The 18861-nt window shown below is 70.8% G+C and carries 18 protein-coding genes; 10 read left to right on the top strand and 8 right to left on the bottom strand.

Annotation, left to right across the window (positions count from 1 at the left end; genetic code table 11):
- Window positions 1–202: 202 nt before the first annotated feature.
- The 8 genes from rpsO (at window position 203) to ABZX22_RS07340 (ending at window position 8967) form a co-directional block, all read left to right on the top strand.
- Entirely contained in the window at window positions 203–472 is a 270-nt protein-coding gene (rpsO, locus tag ABZX22_RS07375; protein ID WP_354906731.1) for a 30S ribosomal protein S15, read from the top strand.
- Between the two features lie 263 nt (window positions 473–735).
- A complete protein-coding gene (locus tag ABZX22_RS07370) occupies window positions 736–3075 on the top strand; it encodes a polyribonucleotide nucleotidyltransferase (protein ID WP_354906730.1) in 2340 nt (779 codons plus the stop codon).
- A gap of 64 nt (window positions 3076–3139) precedes the next feature.
- Complete coding sequence (locus ABZX22_RS07365) at window positions 3140–4450, top strand: pitrilysin family protein (RefSeq protein ID WP_354906729.1); 1311 nt, start codon at window positions 3140–3142, stop codon at window positions 4448–4450.
- 374 nt (window positions 4451–4824) lie between these two features.
- Window positions 4825–5559, top strand: a complete 735-nt coding sequence (gene dapB, locus ABZX22_RS07360) for a 4-hydroxy-tetrahydrodipicolinate reductase (RefSeq protein WP_354906844.1) — start codon at window positions 4825–4827, stop codon at window positions 5557–5559.
- 240 nt (window positions 5560–5799) lie between these two features.
- A complete protein-coding gene (locus ABZX22_RS07355) occupies window positions 5800–6267 on the top strand; it encodes a GNAT family N-acetyltransferase (RefSeq protein WP_354906843.1) in 468 nt (155 codons plus the stop codon).
- The gene (locus ABZX22_RS07350; protein WP_354906728.1) at window positions 6264–6923 is read left to right on the top strand and encodes a TenA family protein; all 660 of its coding nucleotides are present in this window, start codon (window positions 6264–6266) and stop codon (window positions 6921–6923) included. The genes ABZX22_RS07355 and ABZX22_RS07350 overlap by 4 nt, the downstream gene beginning before the upstream one ends.
- Complete coding sequence (locus tag ABZX22_RS07345) at window positions 6914–8419, top strand: helix-turn-helix domain-containing protein (RefSeq protein WP_354906727.1); 1506 nt, start codon at window positions 6914–6916, stop codon at window positions 8417–8419. Before ABZX22_RS07350 ends, ABZX22_RS07345 begins: the two co-directional genes overlap by 10 nt.
- 89 nt (window positions 8420–8508) lie before the next feature.
- On the top strand, window positions 8509–8967 hold the full coding sequence (locus ABZX22_RS07340) for a cupin domain-containing protein (protein WP_354906726.1): 459 nt from the start codon (window positions 8509–8511) through the stop codon (window positions 8965–8967).
- A 304-nt stretch (window positions 8968–9271) separates the two neighbouring features.
- Here the strand turns inward: ABZX22_RS07340 and ABZX22_RS07335 are convergent, their stop codons facing one another.
- From ABZX22_RS07335 to ABZX22_RS07325, 3 genes are all read right to left on the bottom strand, one after another.
- Window positions 9272–9847: a DivIVA domain-containing protein gene (locus ABZX22_RS07335; protein WP_354906725.1), complete on the bottom strand. Its 576-nt coding sequence runs from the start codon at window positions 9845–9847 to the stop codon at window positions 9272–9274.
- Window positions 9848–10148: 301 nt separating this feature from the next.
- Window positions 10149–10520 (bottom strand): helix-turn-helix domain-containing protein, encoded by a 372-nt coding sequence (locus ABZX22_RS07330; RefSeq protein WP_354906724.1) that lies wholly within the window; start codon window positions 10518–10520, stop codon window positions 10149–10151.
- 61 nt (window positions 10521–10581) lie between these two features.
- Window positions 10582–12351 carry a LuxR C-terminal-related transcriptional regulator gene (locus tag ABZX22_RS07325; RefSeq protein WP_354906723.1) on the bottom strand — a complete coding sequence of 590 codons (1770 nt, stop codon included), beginning with the start codon at window positions 12349–12351 and terminating at the stop codon, window positions 10582–10584.
- Between the two features lie 116 nt (window positions 12352–12467).
- Between ABZX22_RS07325 and ABZX22_RS07320 the strand changes: the two genes are divergently transcribed.
- Window positions 12468–13331: a methyltransferase domain-containing protein gene (locus tag ABZX22_RS07320; RefSeq protein ID WP_354906722.1), complete on the top strand. Its 864-nt coding sequence runs from the start codon at window positions 12468–12470 to the stop codon at window positions 13329–13331.
- Between the two features lie 19 nt (window positions 13332–13350).
- On the opposite strand, the gene ABZX22_RS07315 is transcribed toward ABZX22_RS07320, so the two are convergent.
- Window positions 13351–13884, bottom strand: a complete 534-nt coding sequence (locus tag ABZX22_RS07315; protein WP_354906721.1) for a CGNR zinc finger domain-containing protein — start codon at window positions 13882–13884, stop codon at window positions 13351–13353.
- 26 nt (window positions 13885–13910) lie between these two features.
- Between ABZX22_RS07315 and ABZX22_RS07310 the strand changes: the two genes are divergently transcribed.
- The gene (locus tag ABZX22_RS07310; RefSeq protein ID WP_354906720.1) at window positions 13911–14390 is read left to right on the top strand and encodes a GNAT family N-acetyltransferase; all 480 of its coding nucleotides are present in this window, start codon (window positions 13911–13913) and stop codon (window positions 14388–14390) included.
- A gap of 71 nt (window positions 14391–14461) precedes the next feature.
- Here the strand turns inward: ABZX22_RS07310 and ABZX22_RS07305 are convergent, their stop codons facing one another.
- The 4 genes from ABZX22_RS07305 to ABZX22_RS07290 form a co-directional block, all read right to left on the bottom strand.
- On the bottom strand, window positions 14462–14617 hold the full coding sequence (locus ABZX22_RS07305) for a hypothetical protein (RefSeq protein ID WP_354906719.1): 156 nt from the start codon (window positions 14615–14617) through the stop codon (window positions 14462–14464).
- A 137-nt stretch (window positions 14618–14754) separates the two neighbouring features.
- On the bottom strand, window positions 14755–15747 hold the full coding sequence (locus tag ABZX22_RS07300) for an adenosine deaminase (protein WP_354906718.1): 993 nt from the start codon (window positions 15745–15747) through the stop codon (window positions 14755–14757).
- On the bottom strand, window positions 15744–17468 hold the full coding sequence (locus ABZX22_RS07295) for an adenine deaminase C-terminal domain-containing protein (RefSeq protein ID WP_354906717.1): 1725 nt from the start codon (window positions 17466–17468) through the stop codon (window positions 15744–15746). Before ABZX22_RS07295 ends, ABZX22_RS07300 begins: the two co-directional genes overlap by 4 nt.
- Window positions 17461–18810, bottom strand: a complete 1350-nt coding sequence (locus ABZX22_RS07290) for a cytosine permease (RefSeq protein WP_354906716.1) — start codon at window positions 18808–18810, stop codon at window positions 17461–17463. The genes ABZX22_RS07295 and ABZX22_RS07290 overlap by 8 nt, the downstream gene beginning before the upstream one ends.
- Between the last annotated feature and the right edge of the window lie 51 nt (window positions 18811–18861).

The following is an 18861-nucleotide window of genomic DNA, read 5'->3' as shown; positions in this document are numbered from 1 at the left end:
ACGGGCGGCGTACGGACGGTTCGGCCGCGGCCCGGCAAGAACGATGTGTCAGGGAGCGGACCGCAATGGTAACCTTGCATGTCGGCTCTGTAACGGTGGCGCTGTGCGCTGCCCTGAAGTGCCTTCTCGCGGCGACTGTAGGCACGCACGGTCGCTCGCAATCTCATCTCATCGACGCGTGTCCGTAGATCGAAGGAGAGCCGTGTCCCTCGACACCGCTGCCAAGAAGGCAATCATCGCCGAGTACGCGACGGCCGAGGGCGACACCGGGTCGCCCGAGGTGCAGATCGCGCTGCTCAGCAAGCGCATCAGCGAGCTCACCGAGCACCTCAAGACGCACAAGCACGACCACCACAGCCGTCGTGGCCTGCTGCTGCTCGTCGGTCGCCGGCGTCGCCTGCTGAAGTACCTGCAGAACAACGACATCGCGCGTTACCGTTCGCTCATCGAGCGGCTGGGCCTGCGCCGATAGAGTAGGAAGGGAGCGGCGCTCGGCGCCGCTCCCTTCGCATATGGCATCCGGCGCGCCTAGCGTCGGACAACTGAATATCCGAGACACACTGAAAGCCCCCGCGTCCGCTACAGCACCATGCGACCCGCGACGCCTGCGGGCCGGTCCTCGGTAGTGGCTTCCGGTCATCGTGACCGGGCGCTTCGATCGAAGACCGGCGCTGCACCTTACGAAGGGTGCCGGTGAAAGAGGGCGCGGGTGACCAACCATCAAGGAGGTCCCCCGTGGAGGGTGTCCACACCGCCGAAGCCGTCATAGACAACGGCTCGTTCGGCACGCGCACGATCAGGTTCGAGACCGGCCGGCTCGCCCGGCAGGCGGCCGGCTCCGCCGTCGCCTACCTCGACGGCGAGACGATGGTCCTGTCCGCCACCACCGCGTCCAAGAGTCCCAAGGACAACCTCGACTTCTTCCCGCTGACGGTCGACGTCGAGGAGCGCATGTACGCCGCGGGCCGCATCCCCGGCTCGTTCTTCCGCCGTGAGGGCCGTCCTTCCGAGGACGCCATCCTCACCTGCCGCCTGATCGACCGGCCGCTGCGCCCGTCCTTCGTCAAGGGCCTGCGCAACGAGGTCCAGGTCGTGGCGACCGTCATGGCGCTGCACCCCGACCACCTCTACGACGTGATCGCGATCAACGCCGCCTCGCTGTCGACCCAGCTGGCGGGGCTGCCCTTCTCCGGCCCGATCGGCGGCGTCCGCGTCGCGCTGATCGACGGCCAGTGGGTCGCCTTCCCGACCCACCCCGAGCTGGAGCGCGCGACCTTCGACATGGTCGTGGCCGGTCGCGTCCTGGACGACGGCGACGTCGCGATCATGATGGTCGAGGCCGAGTCGACCAACCACACGCTCAAGCTGGTCGGCGAGGGCGCCGCCGCCCCGACCGAGGAGAGCGTCGCGCAGGGCCTCGAGGCGGCCAAGCCGTTCATCAAGGTGCTGTGCGAGGCGCAGTCCAAGGTCGCCAAGGTCGCGGCCAAGGAGACGGCCGAGTTCCCCGTCTTCCTCGACTACCAGGACGACGCGCTCGAGGCCGTCGAGGGCGCGGTCAAGTCCGAGCTCGCCGCGGCGCTGACGATCGCCGGCAAGCAGGAGCGCGAGGCCGAGCTCGACAGGGTCAAGGGCCTGGTGGCCGAGAAGCTGCTGCCCGACTTCGAGGGTCGCGAGAAGGAGCTGAGCGCCGCCTTCCGCAGCCTGACCAAGAAGCTCATGCGCGAGCGGGTCATCAAGGAGGGCGTCCGCATCGACGGGCGTGGTCCGAAGGACATCCGCGCGCTCAACGCCGAGGTCCACGTGGTCCCGCGGGTGCACGGCTCGGCGCTGTTCGAGCGCGGCGAGACCCAGATCCTGGGCATCACCACGCTGAACATGCTGCGCATGGAGCAGGTCGTCGACACGCTCAACCCCGAGCGGACCAAGCGCTACATGCACAACTACAACTTCCCGCCCTACAGCACGGGTGAGACGGGCCGCGTCGGCTCGCCCAAGCGCCGCGAGATCGGCCACGGCGCGCTGGCCGAGCGGGCGCTGATCCCGGTCCTGCCGTCGCGCGAGGAGTTCCCCTACGCCATCCGCCAGGTCTCCGAGGCGCTCGGCTCCAACGGCTCCACCTCGATGGGTTCGGTCTGCGCCAGCACGATGGCGCTGCTGGACGCAGGTGTCCCGCTCAAGGAGATGGTCGCGGGCATCGCCATGGGCCTGATCGGCGAGGGTGACACCTACGTCACCCTGACCGACATCCTGGGCGCCGAGGACGCCATGGGCGACATGGACTTCAAGGTCGCCGGCACCAAGGACCTCATCACGGCCCTCCAGCTCGACACCAAGCTCGACGGCATCCCGGCCTCCGTGCTGGCCGCCGCGCTGAAGCAGGCCAAGGGCGCCCGCCTGGCGATCCTCGACGTGATGCAGGAGGCGATCGACTCCCCGGCGGAGATGAACCCGACCGCGCCGCGCATCATCACCATCAAGGTCCCGGTCGACAAGATCGGCGAGGTCATCGGCCCCAAGGGCAAGATGATCAACCAGATCCAGGACGACTCGGGCGCCGAGATCACCATCGAGGACGACGGCACGATCTACATCGGCGCGACCGACGGCCCCTCGGCCGAGGCCGCCCGCAGCGCGATCAACGCCATCGCCAACCCGCACATGCCCGAGGTGGGCGAGCGCTACCTGGGCACGGTCGTGAAGATCGCCGCCTTCGGCGCCTTCATCTCGCTGATGCCGGGCAAGGACGGCCTGCTCCACGTCTCGCAGATCCGCAAGCTGCACGGCGGCAAGCGCATCGAGAACGTCGAGGACGTCATGGGCGTCGGCGAGAAGATCCAGGTGGAGATCGCCGAGATCGACTCGCGGGGCAAGCTGTCGCTGGTGCCGGTCGAGGTCATCGAGAAGGAGGCCGCCGCCAAGGAGGCCACCGCTGCCGCCGCGCCGGAGGAGGAGGAGGAGGCCGCTCCGGCCGCCGCCGCCCCCGCCGAGGACAAGCCGCGCGAGGACAAGCCCCGCCGTACCCGCACCAGGGTCCGCAAGCCCGCCTCGTCCGACGGAGAAGACCGGAACTCGTGACCGAGCGTAGCGAGGGCACCAGTAGACACAGCACCGTGGTCACGGGGCCGACGAAGGAGGCCTCGTGACTACCGTCACGCTGCATCCCGGCAGGGACGGTGCCGGGGTGGTCAGGCGCACCGTCCTCCCCGGTGGGCTGCGTGTGGTGACCGAGACCATGCCGACCGTGCGCTCCGTCGCGGTCGGCATGTGGGTCGGCATCGGCTCGCGTGACGAGGCCCCCGAGCACATGGGGGCCACGCACTTCCTCGAGCACCTGCTGTTCAAGGGCACGCCGACGCGTGACGCCATGCAGATCTCCGCGTCCATCGAGGGCATCGGCGGCGAGATCAACGCCTTCACCGCCAAGGAGTACACCTGCTACTACGCGCGGGTGCTCGACGAGGACCTGCCGCTGGCCGTCGACGTGCTGGCCGACGTCGTCACCTCCTCGCTCGTCACCGAGGAGGACGTCGAGTCCGAGCGTGGCGTGATCCTCGAAGAGATCGCCATGCACGACGACGACCCCTCCGACGTGGTGCACGAGCAGTTCTCGGCCGCCCTGTACGGCGACTCGCCGATCGGGCGGCCGATCCTCGGCACGGTCGAGTCCATCAACGCCCTCGGGCGTGACCGGATCGTCGAGTACTACCGCACCTACTACCGGCCGCCGCGCACCGTCGTCTCCGTCGCCGGCAACATCCAGCACGAGCACGTGGTGGAGCTGGTGGCGCGGGCCTACGAGCGGGCGGGCGCGCTGGAGGGACCCCGCGAGTGCGCGCCGCCGCGCACCAGCGGTCCCGGTGCGCCGAGCCGGTCGGAGGTCAGGGTGCTCGACCGGCCCACCGAGCAGGCCAACCTCGTGCTGGGCACCACCGGCATGTCGCGCACCGACGACCGGCGCTTCGCCCTCGGCGTGCTCAACGCGGCGCTGGGCGGCGGCATGTCGTCCCGGTTGTTCCAGGAGATCAGGGAGAAGCGCGGCCTGGCCTACTCCGCCTACAGCTACACCTCCGCCTACGCCGACACGGGGCAGTTCGGGATCTACGTGGGCTGCCTGCCCTCGAAGATCGACGACGTGCTGCGGATCTGCCGCGACGAGGTGGCCAGGGTGGTCTCCGACGGGATCACCGAGGAGGAGATCCTGCGCGGCAAGGGCCAGATGCGCGGTGGGCTGGTGCTGGGGCTGGAGGACACCGGCTCGCGGATGTCGCGGATCGGCAAGAACGAGCTGGTCTACGACGAGTTGATGTCGGTGGACGAGGTGCTGGGACGTATCGACGCGGTCACCCCCGAGGAGATCGCGGCGGTCGCCAAGGACGTGCTGAACCGCCCGCTGACCCTGGCGGTCATCGGCCCGTACGCGGACAAGGACTTCTCCTCGGCGATCTCCTGACGGCACAGCGGGGTCAAGGCCACCGGGGTCACTCGGTGGCCTTTTCACTTGTCACGCCACTCCAGCGGGCCGGCGCTGCCCCCCGCGCCGCCGTGCCTGTGGGACCCGTGGGGCCGTGCCCGTGACGCCGTGCCGCCGTGGCTGCGGGGCCCGTGGATGCTGTGACGGTGGACCCTCGGGGCCCGTGAGGCCATGGCTCCGTGGGTCGGTCGGGGGTGTCGCGTAACGGCGGCCGGCCCCGTGCGCTGGAGTGGCGTCACCCTGGACAGGGACCGGCCCCGTGCCTGGGGTGGGCGTGGGCCCGCTTGCCGTACGGGGGAGAAGAACGCGCCGGGGCCGTACGGGATGAGGCGGCCCGATAGGGTGGGGGCGTGATGAGAGTGGGTGTGCTCGGGGCGCGCGGCAAGGTCGGCGTCGAGGTGTGCAGGGCCGTCGAGGCGGCGACCGACATGGAGCTCGTGGCGGCCGTCGACAGGGACGATCCGATCGAGTCGCTCGAGGGCGCGCAGGTGGTCGTCGACTTCACCCATCCCGATGTGGTCATGGGCAATCTCGAGTGGGCCATCTCCCACGGGATCCACCCGGTGGTGGGCACCACGGGGTTCGACGAGGAGCGGCTGGCCACGGTGCGTGGCTGGCTGGAGCGCTTTCCCGGCACCAACTGCCTGATCGCCCCGAACTTCGGCATCGGCGCGGTGCTGATGATGCACTTCGCCCAGCAGGCGGCCCGATACTTCGACTCGGTCGAGATCGTGGAGCTGCACCACCCGAACAAGGCCGACGCCCCTTCGGGCACCGCCCGCCGGACGGCGGAGCTGGTGGCGGAGGCGCGGGCCAAGGCGGGCATGGCGGCGATGCCCGACGCGACCAGCTCAGCGCTCGACGGGGCGCGCGGCGCCGACGTCGGCGGCGTCCACGTCCACTCCGTACGGCTGGCCGGGCTGATCGCCCACCAGGAGGTGCTGCTCGGCGGCGCCGGCGAGATCCTGACGATCAGGCACGACACGATGAACCGCGCCTCGTTCACGCCGGGCGTGCTGCTCGGCGTGCGCAGGGTGGGCGAGCTGCCGGGGCTCACGGTGGGCCTGGAGGCCCTGCTCGACCTGTAGCCGGCCCGAACCACCGGCGCCAACCGGCGAACCGCCGGCGCGACCCGTCGGCGTGACCGGCTCGAACCACCGGCGCCAACCGGCTCGACGCGGCTCCATCCGGCGCGACCCGTGAAAATGAATGTGCCCATGCCGAAGCATGGGCACATTCTGTGGAGGGGTTCCGGCTCCGCACAGCCGGCACACGATCATCACACTAATGCCAGTGCACACCATCCAGGGAAAGGTGCGTGCGTGTCGATGGTGCGTTGGGCGGACAAGGACGAGCTGGCGGGGCTGGCCGATGTCGAGCGTGCGGCCGATGGCCTGTTCGCGCAGGTCGGAATCGTTTTCCCGCCGGGCACCACGATGGTCGAGGAGTGTGACGACCCGGGCAGGGTGCTGGTGGAGGGCAGGGGCTTCGCCATGATCAGCATGGTCGACGGCAACGTCCATCTCGACCAGCTGGCCGTCCATCCTGACAGCATGCGGCAGGGCATCGGCGGCAGGCTCGTGGCGGCCGTGGCCGACCACGCGCTGGCCGTGGGCGCGCCGGGGGTGACCTTGACCACGTTCCGCGACGTGCCGTGGAACGGGCCGTGGTACGAGCGGCACGGTTTCGCCGTCATGGACGACCCGGGGCCGGAGCTGCGCGCCATCGTCCGGCACGAGCGGGAGCTCGGCATCGAACTCGCGCCACGGATAGTGATGTACCGTCCCGTAGTGTGAGGTTTCGCGACGAACTGTGGCGGGCGATGGACGGCGTCTATCGCCAGATCCTGCGGCATCCCTTCCTCGAAGGGCTCACCGACGGCTCGCTCCCTCGCGAGGCCTTCCGCCACTACGTCATGCAGGAGGCGCACTTCCTGCCCGACTACGCCAGGGCGCTGGCCGCCTGCGCCGCCAGGTCGCCGCAGCCGTCAGCCGTGCACAGGTTCGCCGCCGACGCCGCCAGGACCGTCGAGGTCGAGCACAGCCTCGTCCTGGAGTTGCTGGCGGCGTTCGGGCTCGACGAGGCGGAGGCGCTGAAGTCGCCCGCCGGACCGACCACCGTGGGCTACGCGTCGTACCTGGTGCGGACCTGCTCGCTGGGCACCTTCCCGGAGGCGCTGGGCGCGATCGTGCCCTGCTACTGGATCTACGCCCGCGTCGGGGAGAAGCTGCTGGCCGAGTCGTCGCCCGACCCGCTCTACGCGTGGTGGATCGAGACCTACGGCGGCGAGGACTACCAGGACACCGTCGCGGGCGTGCTCGACCTGCTCGACGGCCTGACGCTGACCGCCGACGAGCGGGAGCGGCTGGTGGAGCGGGCGATCACCACCGCCCGGTTCGAGTGGATGTACTGGGACGCGGCCTGGCGCCAGGAGAGCTGGCCATGCGGCTGAGGGACCTCGTCCACGACGACCACCTCGCGCTGAAGGTGCTGACCGGCCACGACCTGCTCGACCGCAGGGTGCGCGGTGTCGCCACCACCGACCTGCCGGACCCGTCCCGTTTCGTCAAGCCGGGCGAGCTGGTGCTGACCGAGCTGACCTGGCACACCGGCGCCGAGTCCGCGACCGCCTTCGTGCGCGGCCTGGGCGACGTGGCGGCGCTCGTGTGCGGCACCGCGCTCAAGGTCCCGCCGTCCGACCTCATCGATGCCTGTGCCGCCGCGGGGCTGCCGCTGCTCACGCTGCCGGTGGACGTGCCGTTCAGCCAGGTCACCGAGCAGGTGCTGCGGGCGCTGATCGCCGAGCTGGGCGCCGCGCCCCGCCGGCCGCCCGGCGGACGCCGGCGCCTGGCCAGCACCCTGGTGGACGGCGGCAGCCTCACCAAGCTGGTCGACACGGTCGCGGGCGAGCTCGACGTGCCGTGCTGGGTGATGTCGGCGACCGGACGGGTGATCGTCGGCTCGCAGCCGCTCGACGAGGACTCCAGGGCGCGCCTCGCCCACACCTTCCTCACCGCGCGCTTCCTGCCCGGCATGGTCGACCGCCTGTCGGTCTTCCCGATCAGCAAGGGCGCCCCGCACCGGATCGCCAACTGGTTCCTCGCCTACCAGGGGGAGGGCGCGCAGGGCGACAGCGAGGACGTCCTGGTCGAACTGGCCGCTCTCGTCGCGCTCGAACGCTCGCGTCTGGAGGCCGCCCAGCGCATCGAACGCCGCGTCCTCGACCAGTTGCTGCGCCTGCTGGAGTCGGGCGACGCGTCCCTGCCGGGGCTCGTCTCCCGCCTGCACACCCTCCACGTGGAGACCGAGCACGGTCTGCTGGTCGTCGCCCTGACGGCCGCGGGGCCCGAGGTCGGCGTCGCCGTCCTCGACGAACTGCTGCGCCCGCTCGCGCCCGGCATCGTGACCGCGGCGGGGGAGGAGGCCATCGCGCTGGTCCCGCTGGCGGGCAACAGCGCGGCTGAGCTGACCGGCCATCTGGTGAAGGGCGCCCGCATCCTCGAGGCGGGGCTGGGCGACGAGCGGATCGCGCTCGGCGTCAGCAGCGTGACCACCGGGCCCGCCGGGTTGAGCGGGCTGATCGAGGAGGCCAGGCACGCCCGCTCGCTCGCCTCCCTCGGCGCCGAGCGGGTCAGCGTGGTGACCGGCGACGACGTCAGCTCGCACCGGACGCTGCTGGCGGCGATCCCCGACCCGCTGCGGCGCTCGTTCAGGGCGCGCCTCCTGGGACGGCTGGAGGCCTACGACGCCACGAACCAGACGGACCTGCTGGAGACGCTGGAGACGTTCCTGGAGGAGTCGGGGTCGTGGTCGGCGACGGCGGACCGGCTGCACGTGCACGTCAACACGCTGCGCTACCGGTTGAAGCGGATCGAGGAGCTGACCGGGCGGTCGCTGAACTCCTGGGACCAGCGGGTGGACTTCCTGCTCGCGTTGCGGATGCGCTAGCCGCGCGGGCTCGGCGGTTACCTCGGGGTCACCGGGTTCCCGAAAAGTGCGATCTTCCTGCGCGGGGCACGCGGAACCAGACTGCTGCCATGAGCATCGTGACTCGCATGGACTACCAGCCCTTCCCTCCGGACCCGCACAACCACAAGCCGAACTCGCGCCACTCCCTGGTGCTCGACCCGGCCCGTCCTGACGGTCGTTACGTGAAGAACCTGGTGCTGAACTTCGAGAAGCTCGCGCCGGACGAGATCATCCCCGTGCACTTCCACACCAGCGAGGAGGTCCTCATCATCGACGACGGCGAGGCGGAGGCGTTCTACGACGGGGAATGGCAGCCGGTGGGGCCCGGGTCGGTCATCCTCGTGCCGCCCGGCGTGTCCCACGGTTTCCGCAACCTGTCGGGCGGCACGGTACGGCTGCACGCGGTGTTCGGCGGCTCCGTGGTCGGCACCCAGCTGCTGGACCGCAGCCCCGCGCCGGGCACGGAGGACGAGCCGGTGCCACCGCTGTCCATCCTTGACTTCCGCGCCTACGTGGACGGCCCCTGACCCGCCTCAGGGCGTCCTCCGCGGAAGCGACGCCCTTCGTCGTTGACTTGCAAGATCTTTCTCACCGCTCATGGCTGTTCCTGCGTTCCTCGACCCCAGGGCAGGCGGCGGCTGTCTACCCCGGGCGGGGTTCTCTCCGAGGCTTCGTCCGGAGCAGGCCCCTTGGACGAGGTCATCGCGCCCACCAGCGGATGCTGATAGCGCTCGGCGGTCGACGTGCACTCGTGAATCGGATGCGCGGACCAAAGAGCCATCGCCCTTGGCCCGGCGTCGTCATCCACGTCGTCGGGCAGTCTGATTCAGGTCAATTCCCGTCAACCCGGTCCAGCAGGCCGTAGAGATGGTCTAGAAAGGCGTCGACGTGACGTATGTCGTATCCGGGTGAGGCCATCGAGAAGCCATGGAGGATCGAGATCCCGCTCGGATGGTTCTTCTCCCTGCGAAAAGCGGGCTCCCTTCCTTCGAGGCCCGCAATGATCCGTTCGATGTAGGCATCGACTTCTCGCTGGTTGTAGCCCCGCCCCGATACGAGCGGGAGTTCGGTGGCGCGGATGTCCAACACCAGTTGAGCCCGCCGCCTTTGGATTCTGGCCCATTGTCTGCTGCCGTCTCGGAAGCTACGCGTCGCGCGTTCGCCGACCACCAGGAGGGCGCCACCCACCACGAGGGTCCCGCCGACCAGCCCCATCCCGAAGGCGACCGCCGCGGCATCCTCCTTCTTCTCCTCATAGCTGTCGGGCCCCGTCCGGCGGCTCGAGCAATAATCACCGCTGCTCATCCTCTCGCCGCCGCATCTCGGCTCCTGCGCGTCCTTCGACACCACAAGCCAGACCAGTAGCACCACTGCCCCGATGCCCAGCATCCAATAGCCCAGCTTCAACGCCCCTCCAACGACCAGGGTGGGTCCGCCCAGGCTCCGCCTTCTCTCGGCCGTAGCCCCAAAGGACCAGCAGTGTATTGAGGGCTCCTGTTGATCGACAATGTGTCGGCCGCCCCTTCCAGGAGGCGGACAGGCCGGCGTCCTGGGCGCCGCGCAGTAGCGCAGTTCTCACCGCGCGGCTTCTCTTATTACGTCGAGAGGGAACTCCGAGGCATGGACCAGCCCCTCGACCCCATCCGCCACCTCGACGAACGCACCGAACGGGATCACCTTCGTGGACGGCGTCCGCCGGCCGCCTGGCTCAGGGACGGTCACCCCCGGTCGCCGTCCGGGCGTCGAAGGCGGCGCGGGCGGCGTCGATCTCGCCGAGGTGGTCCTCCGCCCACACGACCAGGCCGCCCATGGTGTCGAGCAGGGCGCGGCCCATGGTGGTGAGCGCGTACTCGACATGCGGCGGCATGACCGCGCGGACGGTGCGGGAGACGATGCCGTCACGCTCCAGCTCCCGCAGCGTGACGGCCAGCATGCGGTGGCTGATGCCGTCGATGCCGCGGTTGAGCTCGGTGAAGCGCTTGGTGCCCGAGCCGAGCTGATGGATCACCGACAGCGACCACTTCCCGCCCACGCGGTCGAGGATCTCGCGGGCCCGGCACGCCGCGGGGCTGTGGTTCATGGTCGTCTCCCGGTGGAGTGTGCCCTCCGGACGCGAGGGCGGCGCCCTTACTGAGAAGAAGCTACTTACCTGAAGTGGGTCTGTCGAGATCCTCGCCCCACGCCCGGGCCGTCGCGTAGGCGGCGGCCTCGGCGCGGTTGCGCAGGCCCAGCTTGGCCAGCACGTTGCTGACATGGTGGGAGGCGGTCTTGCGGCTGATGAACAGCCGCTCGGCGATCTCGGGATTGGACAGCCCGAGGCCCATCAGGTGGAGCACCTCCCGCTCCCGCTTCGACAGGACGCCGGCCTGCTTGGGCCCGGTCCTGCCACGCACCCCCAGCTTGCGCAGCAGCGCGGCCGTCGCGTCGGCGTCGGCACGGGCGCCGAGCCGTTCGGAGACGGCCAGCGCCGTCCGGGCCTCGGCGATCGCCACCTCGGGCGCGGACGGGCGCAGAGCCTCGGCCAGCGCCCGCCTGGCTCGGGCCTCCTCCAGCGGGAGGCCGGCCGCGACGAAGCCCGCCAGAGCCGCCTCGAGATGGCCGCGGACCTCGCCCTCGCCGGCGAGCGCGGCGGCGTACTCGATGAATGCCCTGGTCAGCGGGGTTCGGGCGGCTTCCGGCAGGGCACGCAGCCGGGCGCACACCAGCCGGGCGGCCGCCAGGTGCCCGGCCGCCGCCTCGGCCTCCACCAGCAGCGCCAGCAGCGGCGCCCGCAACGCCTCGCCCTCGTGGCCGCCGTCCTCGTGGTCCCCCTGGTCCGCGTCCTGGTGGTCTCCCTGGTCTGTGCCCTCCTGGTCCCCCTGGTCCCTGTCCTCGTGGTCTCCCTGGTTCTCGGCGCTCCGGCTGTCCGCCGCCAGCCCGCGGCGGAGCAGCGTCGCGGCGCTTTCCGCCTCGCCGCGAGCGAGGTGGAGGCCGGCCAGCGGCCGCACGGCGTACCCGTCGTGCTCGTGGCCGTCGAGGAGCCGCTCCGCCTCCTCCAGCCGGCCCTGCCGTACGCGCAGGTCGGCCAGACGTGCCACCGAACCGGGGCGGAGGGCCCGGTAGCTGGCGTCGTACAGGCGGACGGACGTGGTCAGCTCGTGCTCGGCCTCGGCCCACCGGCCCGCGGCGGTGAGGATCCCGCCGTAGTACATCCGGCAGATGGCCGCGGCCCACACGACGTCGGTGCGCCGCACGAACGCCTCGACCGCGGCCGTCCACTGCTCGGCCCGCCGTACGTCGAGAACCATCTCGCAGGCCAGCAGCATCTTGCAGTAGATCTCGCCGACCACCGCGACGTTCCGCACCTCGCCGCCCACGGCGGCCGCCGCGGCCTCGTCGAGCCGGCGCATGCCCTCATCGGTACGGCCCCGCTCCACCAGGCACACGCCGCTGTAGGCCAGGGCGTCGAACTCCAGGTCCGTGTCGCCGAAACGGACGGCGAGGCGCCGCGCGGCCTCGATGTGCCGCAGCCTGACGGCCTGGTCGTCACTCGCCATCGCGCAGGCCAGCTCGACCCAGCCCCGCTCGAGGCAGTCGCCCGCCGCCTCGGCGAGGTGCTTCCCGCGTTCCAGCCACCCGCCGGCGACCGCGTAGTTCCCGTACAGCGCGACGTACTCGAAAGCCAGCCAGTAGGCCGCGATCACCGCGGGATACCGCGTCTCACCCCTGGCGCGGAAGCCGGCGAAGGCCCGCTCTCGTAGTGCGACCGCCGTGCCGTACTCGCCCAGCCAGCACAGCGCCTGCCCCAGCCCGTCGAGCGCCTCAGGAGTCTCCTCCCGCGCGAGGGCGGTCTCGAAGGCGGCGCGGGCGTCCTTCCAGTGACCTGCCGCGAGGGCGGCCCTCCCGGCGGCAACGGCCTCATCGACCCCCACGTCACGATTATCCCGCCGCGAACGCGCCCGCGAATAGGGCAGTCGCCCCATGCTTCCGTGCCCGGTCGCGGCGCATGCTGGCCGGGAACCCGGCCACCTTTCACGGAGCGTGCGCGATGAGCAGCCCGACGGAGACGTTCCAGCTCTCGGTCGACCAGGCGGAGAGCTACGAGTCGAGTTTGGTTCCCGCGATCTTCGGCGAATGGGCGCCGCTGCTGGTCGAGGCGGCCGGCGTCGCGGCCGGCCAGCGGGTCCTCGACGTCGCCTGCGGCACGGGCGTCGTCGCCCGCGCCGCCGCCCGGCATGCCGGAAAGCGGGGACGGGTGACCGGCCTCGACCTCAACGCGGCCATGCTGGCCGTCGCCCGGCGGCTGCGCCCCGACCTCGAATGGCGGCAGGGCGACGCGGCGGATCTGCCGTTCGCCGACGGGTCGTTCGACGCCGTGCTGTGCCAGTCGGCGCTGATGTTCTTCCCCGACCCCGTCCGCGCCCTGCGCGAGATGGCGCGCGTCGTGGCCACGGACGGCCGCGTGGCCGTCCAGGTGTGGGCGCGGCTGGAGCGCCAGCCGGGCTACGGCCCGCTCGTCCAGGTGGCCGCCCGCCACGCAGGGCCCGAAGCGGTCAGCCTGCTGAGCGCCTACTGGAAGCTGGGCGACACCGACGCGCTGGCGGGGCTGTTCGCCGCCGCCGGGCTGCGGGTCACCGCCATCACCGCCCGCGCCGGGACGGTACGGCTCGGCTCCGTCGACGAGCTGGTGCGGAACGAGGTCGAGAGCACGCCGCTCCGTGAACGGATCAGCGACGAGGTGTACGGCAGGATCATCGCGGACGCCCGGGAGGAACTGGGCCGGTTCCGCACGGGCGCCGGCATCGCCGTCCCGATCGAGGGGCTGCTGGTCACGGCGGTTCCCGGAGCCCAGGGCACGGCGGGCGGCCGGCTCCCGGCCGTCCGGCTGCGGCGCGCCGCTCCGCCGGGCTGAGCGGCCGGCGGGAAAGGGCTCATGGCGAGGTCATGGGTGTGACTCGGGCGCGGTGCCGGCGAACCGCGTCGCGGTTGGCGCACCGGTGGGAGCAGTAGCGCTGCCGTCCGGTGCGGGAGGTGTCGGCGAAGACCAGGGTGCACCCGTCCACGGCGCACCGCTGCAGCCGGTGTATCCCCCGCCCCGCCAGGTGCAGCGCGGTGCCGACGGAGATCAGCGCGAACAGCACGGGGCCGAGCGGCTGCCGGTCGTCGCGGTAGTGCAGGTGCCAGCCGGATCCGGCGTGGTCGGTCAGCCGCGGGTAGGCCGCGGCCGCCGCCAGCATGCGGTTGAGCAGTGCGGCGCGCTCGTGCTCGTCGGTGGCGTCGACGATCTTCTCCCACGCGTCCAGCGTGTCCATGGTGTGGCCGAGGTCCTGCGGCGTGACCGGGCGCTCCAGCACCAGCCCGGCGGCGCGGCAGCGGTCCGCGAGCTCGTCCGCGGTCGCCGGGCGCCGGTTGGCCAGGCTCGCGGCCAGCTTCACGGCGCCCTCGCCGTAAGGGTTGAGATGCATAAGCTCATTACATCAGGCTGTTGGGTATGAGGCACCACAGCGATGTACGGCAGGCAGTCGAGGATGACGTCGCGGAACTCGTGCGCCTGCGGGCGTTGCTGTTCGCGACCCTCGGCGGCGACTTCTTCAACCCCTCCTCAGCGGGCGACGAGTGGCGGCACGCGCTCACCACGGTTCTGAAGGACAAGCTGACCGCCGACGACGCGTGCATCCTGGTCGTGGACGGCGACAACGGTCTCGCCGCCTGCGGCATCGGCACCATCGAGCAGTGGTTCCCCGGCCCGCACTCGCACAACGGCCGGGTCGGACACGTGATCGGCGTGGTCACCGACCCCGCCTACCGGCGCCGCGGCCACAGCCGCGCGATCATGCACGGGCTGCTCGACTGGTTCCGCGAACAGGACGTCGCCCGCGTCGACCTGCACGCCTCCCGCGACGGTGAACCGCTCTACCGGTCACTCGGCTTCGTCGAGCACCCCGACCCCGCACTGTACTGGCGCCCGTGACGGCCGCCCGCACCGGGGCCGGTACCCGGTGCGGGCGAGAGCGCTGGGCCGCCGGTGCCCGGCGGAGACCGTCAGCTCGGCCGGTGGCGCAGGCTCGGCTGGTGGCGCAGCAGGGAGGCCACGCGGTCGATGCGGTTGGTCCAGACGCCGCCGGAGTACCCCTCGGGGATCCTGGCGACATCGGCGGGGGTGTCGAAGCCTTCGGAGAAGTCTTCCGATCCCGCCACGACGATCACCCGGGTGCGCCGCGGGTCTCGACGTTCCGGCGGCGCCGCCCCAGCTCGTGGCCGAGCTGCCCGCCGCCGTGCGCGCGGTGGCGCACCGGCCGGACCCGCGTCGGCGATGCTCGGCTGGGACCGTGCTTTCAGGCCCCGGCCGCGTACGCCTCCAGTTCGGCCAGGTACCCGTCCTTCACCTGCCGCGGCAGCCACGCGATCTCGAAGGCGTTGCGCTGCACCTGCAGCAGTTCCTCCCTGGACAGCTCCAGCGCCGCCAGGTTCTCCTGCACGTACCCGGGGAAGTACGCCGGGTCGTCGGAGTTGATCGTCACCCGCACGCCCAGGTCGAGCAGCTTCCTGATCCCCTCGGCCTTCATCGAGTCCGTGACGATGGAGTTGGAGATCGGGCAGCAGGTCAGCCCGATCCCCCTGTCCAGGACCCGCTGCACCAGCGCGGGGTCCTCGAGGATGTTGACGCCGTGGTCGATCCGGTCGACCTGGATGTCGTCCAGGCACTGGCGGATGTGCTCGACGGAGTTCTCCTGGTCGACGTCGCAGTGCATGGTCAGCAGGTAGCCCTCCTGCCTGGCCCGCTCGTAGACGGCGGCGAACTTGGCCGGCGGGTTGCCCTTCTCGTCGGAGTCGAGGCCGACGCCGACGATCCACTCCTTGTACGGCAGCGACTCCAGCAGCGTCGCCATGGCGTACTCGGCCTGGAAGTCGCGCAGGAAGCACATGATGAGCTGGGCGCGGATGCCGAGCCGGGCGTCGGCGTCCATGAGCGCGCGGCGCAGCCCGCGGATGATCACGTCGAAGGGGACGCCGCGGGAGGTGTGCGCCTGCGGGTCGAAGAAGATCTCGGCGTAGCGGACGTTCTGCGAGGCGGCCTTGCGCAGGTAGGCCATGGCCAGGTCGTAGAAGTCGGGCTCGGTGCGCAGCACGCCCATGCCCTCGTAGTAGACGGCCAGGAACGACGGCAGGTCGTCGAAGGAGTAGGCGGCCCGCATCTCCTCCACCGACGCGTACGGCAGGGCGATGCCGTTGCGCTGGGCCAGCTCGAACTTGAGCTCCGGCTCGAGCGTGCCCTCGATGTGCAGGTGGAGCTCGCACTTGGGCAGCCCGGCGATGAAGTCGTTCATTGGATGACCTCCACGATCTCGAGGTTGACGCAGTCGACCAGGCCGAGGTCGGTGACCGCGTAATCAGGGATGGCGGTGATGGACAGGAAGAACAGGTACATCAGCGGCGCGGGCAGGCCGCACCCCAACGAGCGTGCCACGTCGTCGAGCCGCTGTTCGAGCACCGCCATCTCGGCGGCGGGGATGTCGGACACGATGCCCGCGACGGGCAGCGGCAGCGACTCGACGACCGTGCCGTCGACCACGATGACCTGGCCGCCGCCCATCGCCGAGACGGTGTTGACGGCAAGCGCCATGTCGGAGCGGGAGGCGCCCACGCAGATGATGTTGTTGTCGTCGGGGGCGGCGCTGGTGGCGATGGCGCCCTTGCGCAGGCCCATGCCGCTGACCATGGCGACGGGCATGTTGCCCGTCTTGCCGTACCTCTCGACGACGGTGACCAGGAGCGCGTCGTGCTCGACCGACGGCTCGACGACGCCGTCGACGACGGGCAGGGTGACGTCGCGCTGCCTGCGCACGAAGACCTGCTCGGTGAAGTTCAGGGTGAGCACCGTGACCTCGTCGGCCGCCGAGCGCAGGGCCAGGTCGTCGGCGGTCACCTGGCGCACGGGGAAGGGCCGCACCTCGCCCCTGACCGGCGGTACGGCGGGCACGACCATGGCCCCGTCCCTGGCCACCAGACGGCCTCCGGCGACGACCTCCCTGACCTTGAACTCCTCCAGCGAGTCGACGATCAGCACGTCGGCGAAGCGCCCGGGCGCGATGCTGCCGACCAGGTCGTCGATGCGGTACATCTCCGCGCAGTTGACGGTCGCCATCTGGATCGCGGTGACCGGGTCGACGCCGGCCTTGATCGCCATCCTGACGAGCTTGTCCATGTGCCCGCCGGCCAGCACGTCGGCGGCGTGCACGTCGTCGGTGCAGAACGCGACGCGCCGCGCGCCCACCTTGGCGACGACCTGGATGTTCTCCTCGAGGAAGTGCGCGACGGACGACTCGCGGACGATCGCGTAGATGCCCTGGCGCAGCTTCTCGAGCATCTCCTCGTGGGAGTAGGACTCGTGGTCGAGCCTGATGCCCGCGGCGGCCAGGCCGGCGATGCGGCGGGCGTCCGACAGGGGCGCGCACCCGAAGATCGGCAGCCGCCGCTGGTGGGCGAGCTCGAGCGCCGCCATCACGGCGGGGTCGCCGTGCTCGACCATCTCCTGGACGGTCTCCCAGACGCCGACGCACTCGGGCCACTCGTGCGCGACGCGGTGCTCGGCGGGGCCGAAGGTGTGCCCGACGGTCGACTGCGGCACGGTGTAGGGGGCCTTGGCGGGGGCGCCCCACCAGATCCGCATGCTGGTGGCGGCCGCCTCGTTGAGCGCCTGCCGTACGCCGTCGAGGCCCTGCGCCACGAGGATCTGGTCGAGGCCCGAGACCACGCTGGTGGTGCCGAAGGGGACGACCAGGTTGGCGAAGCTGGTCACCGACAGCTTGCTGCACTCGATGTGCAGGTGGCCGTCGATGAGTCCGGGCACCAGGAAGCCGCCGCGCGCGTCGATGATCTCGGTGTCCGGCCCGCGGTCGAGGGCGGGGCCGACGGCCGCGATCCGGTCGCCGCTGATGCCGATCTCGGCCGGGTACAGCTCGCCGGTCAGCACGTTGACGAGCGTGCCGTTGGTGATGATCGTGTCCGCGGGCCGGCGGCCGTAGGCGACATCGAGCAGGTCATGCATGGGCGAGCTCCTTGACGGGGACCGGTCGCCGGTCCAGGGCGGCGTAGACGATTCCGGCGACGACGAAGCCGGCGAAGATGCTGAAGTCGGAGCCGCCGGTCGCGCCGGAGATCCAGCCGACGAACACGCTGGAGTTCAGCCAGAGCGCGGCGGCCACCATGCCGGCGGCCTGGGCGATGAGGCCCGGCCAGCGGACCTGGTCGGGGGCGTGGTCGTCGAACAGCGCGGCGGCGTCGTAGCGGCCCCTGCGGCGCAGCCAGTCGGTGACGTACACGCCCGCCCACGGCGCCAGCCAGATCACCAGCAGGCCGAGGAAGGCGTTCAGCATCGTGTTGAACGAGTCGGAGGTGATCGCGACGAAGGTGATGATCACGCAGAGGATCAGGTCGAGGACGACCGCGAGCCACCGCTTGACGTTGATGCCCGCCGCCTGCAGGTTCAGGCCCGAGGAGTACAGGTCGGTGGTGTTGGCGGCGAAGAGCGTGACCACGGTCAGCAGCAGGTACGGCACGACGAACCAGGACGGCAACGCACCGGGCAGCCCGGAGATCGGGTCGCTGGCGTTGGTCACCACGGTGGCGACGGCCGCGCCGAGGACCATCAGCAGCAGGTACGGCACGAAGCCGCCCAGGAAGGCGTAACCGAACACGGCCTTCCTGGAGGAGTCGACCGGCAGGTAGCGCGAGTAGTCACCGCCCAGCGGCGCCCACGACAGGCCGCCGCCCGACATCACCAGCATGACCGCCAGCGTGAAGGTGGAGAAGTCCGTCGATCCCGCCGCCGACAGGTTCGCCTTGGGCGCGACCAGGATCGCCATGATCACGAACATCACCAGGAACACCCAGGTGAGGTACTTCTGCGCCTTCATGACCGCGGAGTGCCCGATCAGCGGCAGGATGAGCTGGATGACCGCGGCGACCAGCACGATCGCCACCTTCAGCCCGAGACCGTCGCTCGAGACGCCGGCCTGCTCCAGCAGCGTGAGCCCGGCCAGGGTGATCATCACCATGCCGCCGGCCTCGAAGCCGACCATGTTGAGCCAGCCGAAGAAGCCGAGCACGCGGGCGCCCTTGTTGCCGTAGGCGGCGCGGGAGATCGCCATCGTCGAGGTGCCCTGCTGCATCCCCTGGATGCTGCTGAACCCCACCAGGGGGAAGGCGAGCAGGTTGCCGATGACGATGGCCGCCACGGCCTGCCAGAAGCTCAGCCCCATCGCGACGACGATGGTGCCGTAGACCACGGTGAAGACGGTCGTCGTCGTGCCTGCCCAGAGGAAGAGCAGGTCGCGAGGGCGGCCGTACCGCTCGGCCGCAGGAACCAGCTCGATCCCGCGTTGCTCCATGGACGGTTCCTTCCGGAGTCGCTGAATACCGGATTCAGTGAACCAGGAGGG

The organism is Nonomuraea sp. NPDC003804 (assembly GCF_040610675.1).
GTDB lineage: Bacteria > Actinomycetota > Actinomycetes > Streptosporangiales > Streptosporangiaceae > Nonomuraea.
The sequence above is the reverse complement of the archived record's forward strand: the minus strand, read 5'-3'. Positions and strand labels throughout refer to the sequence as shown.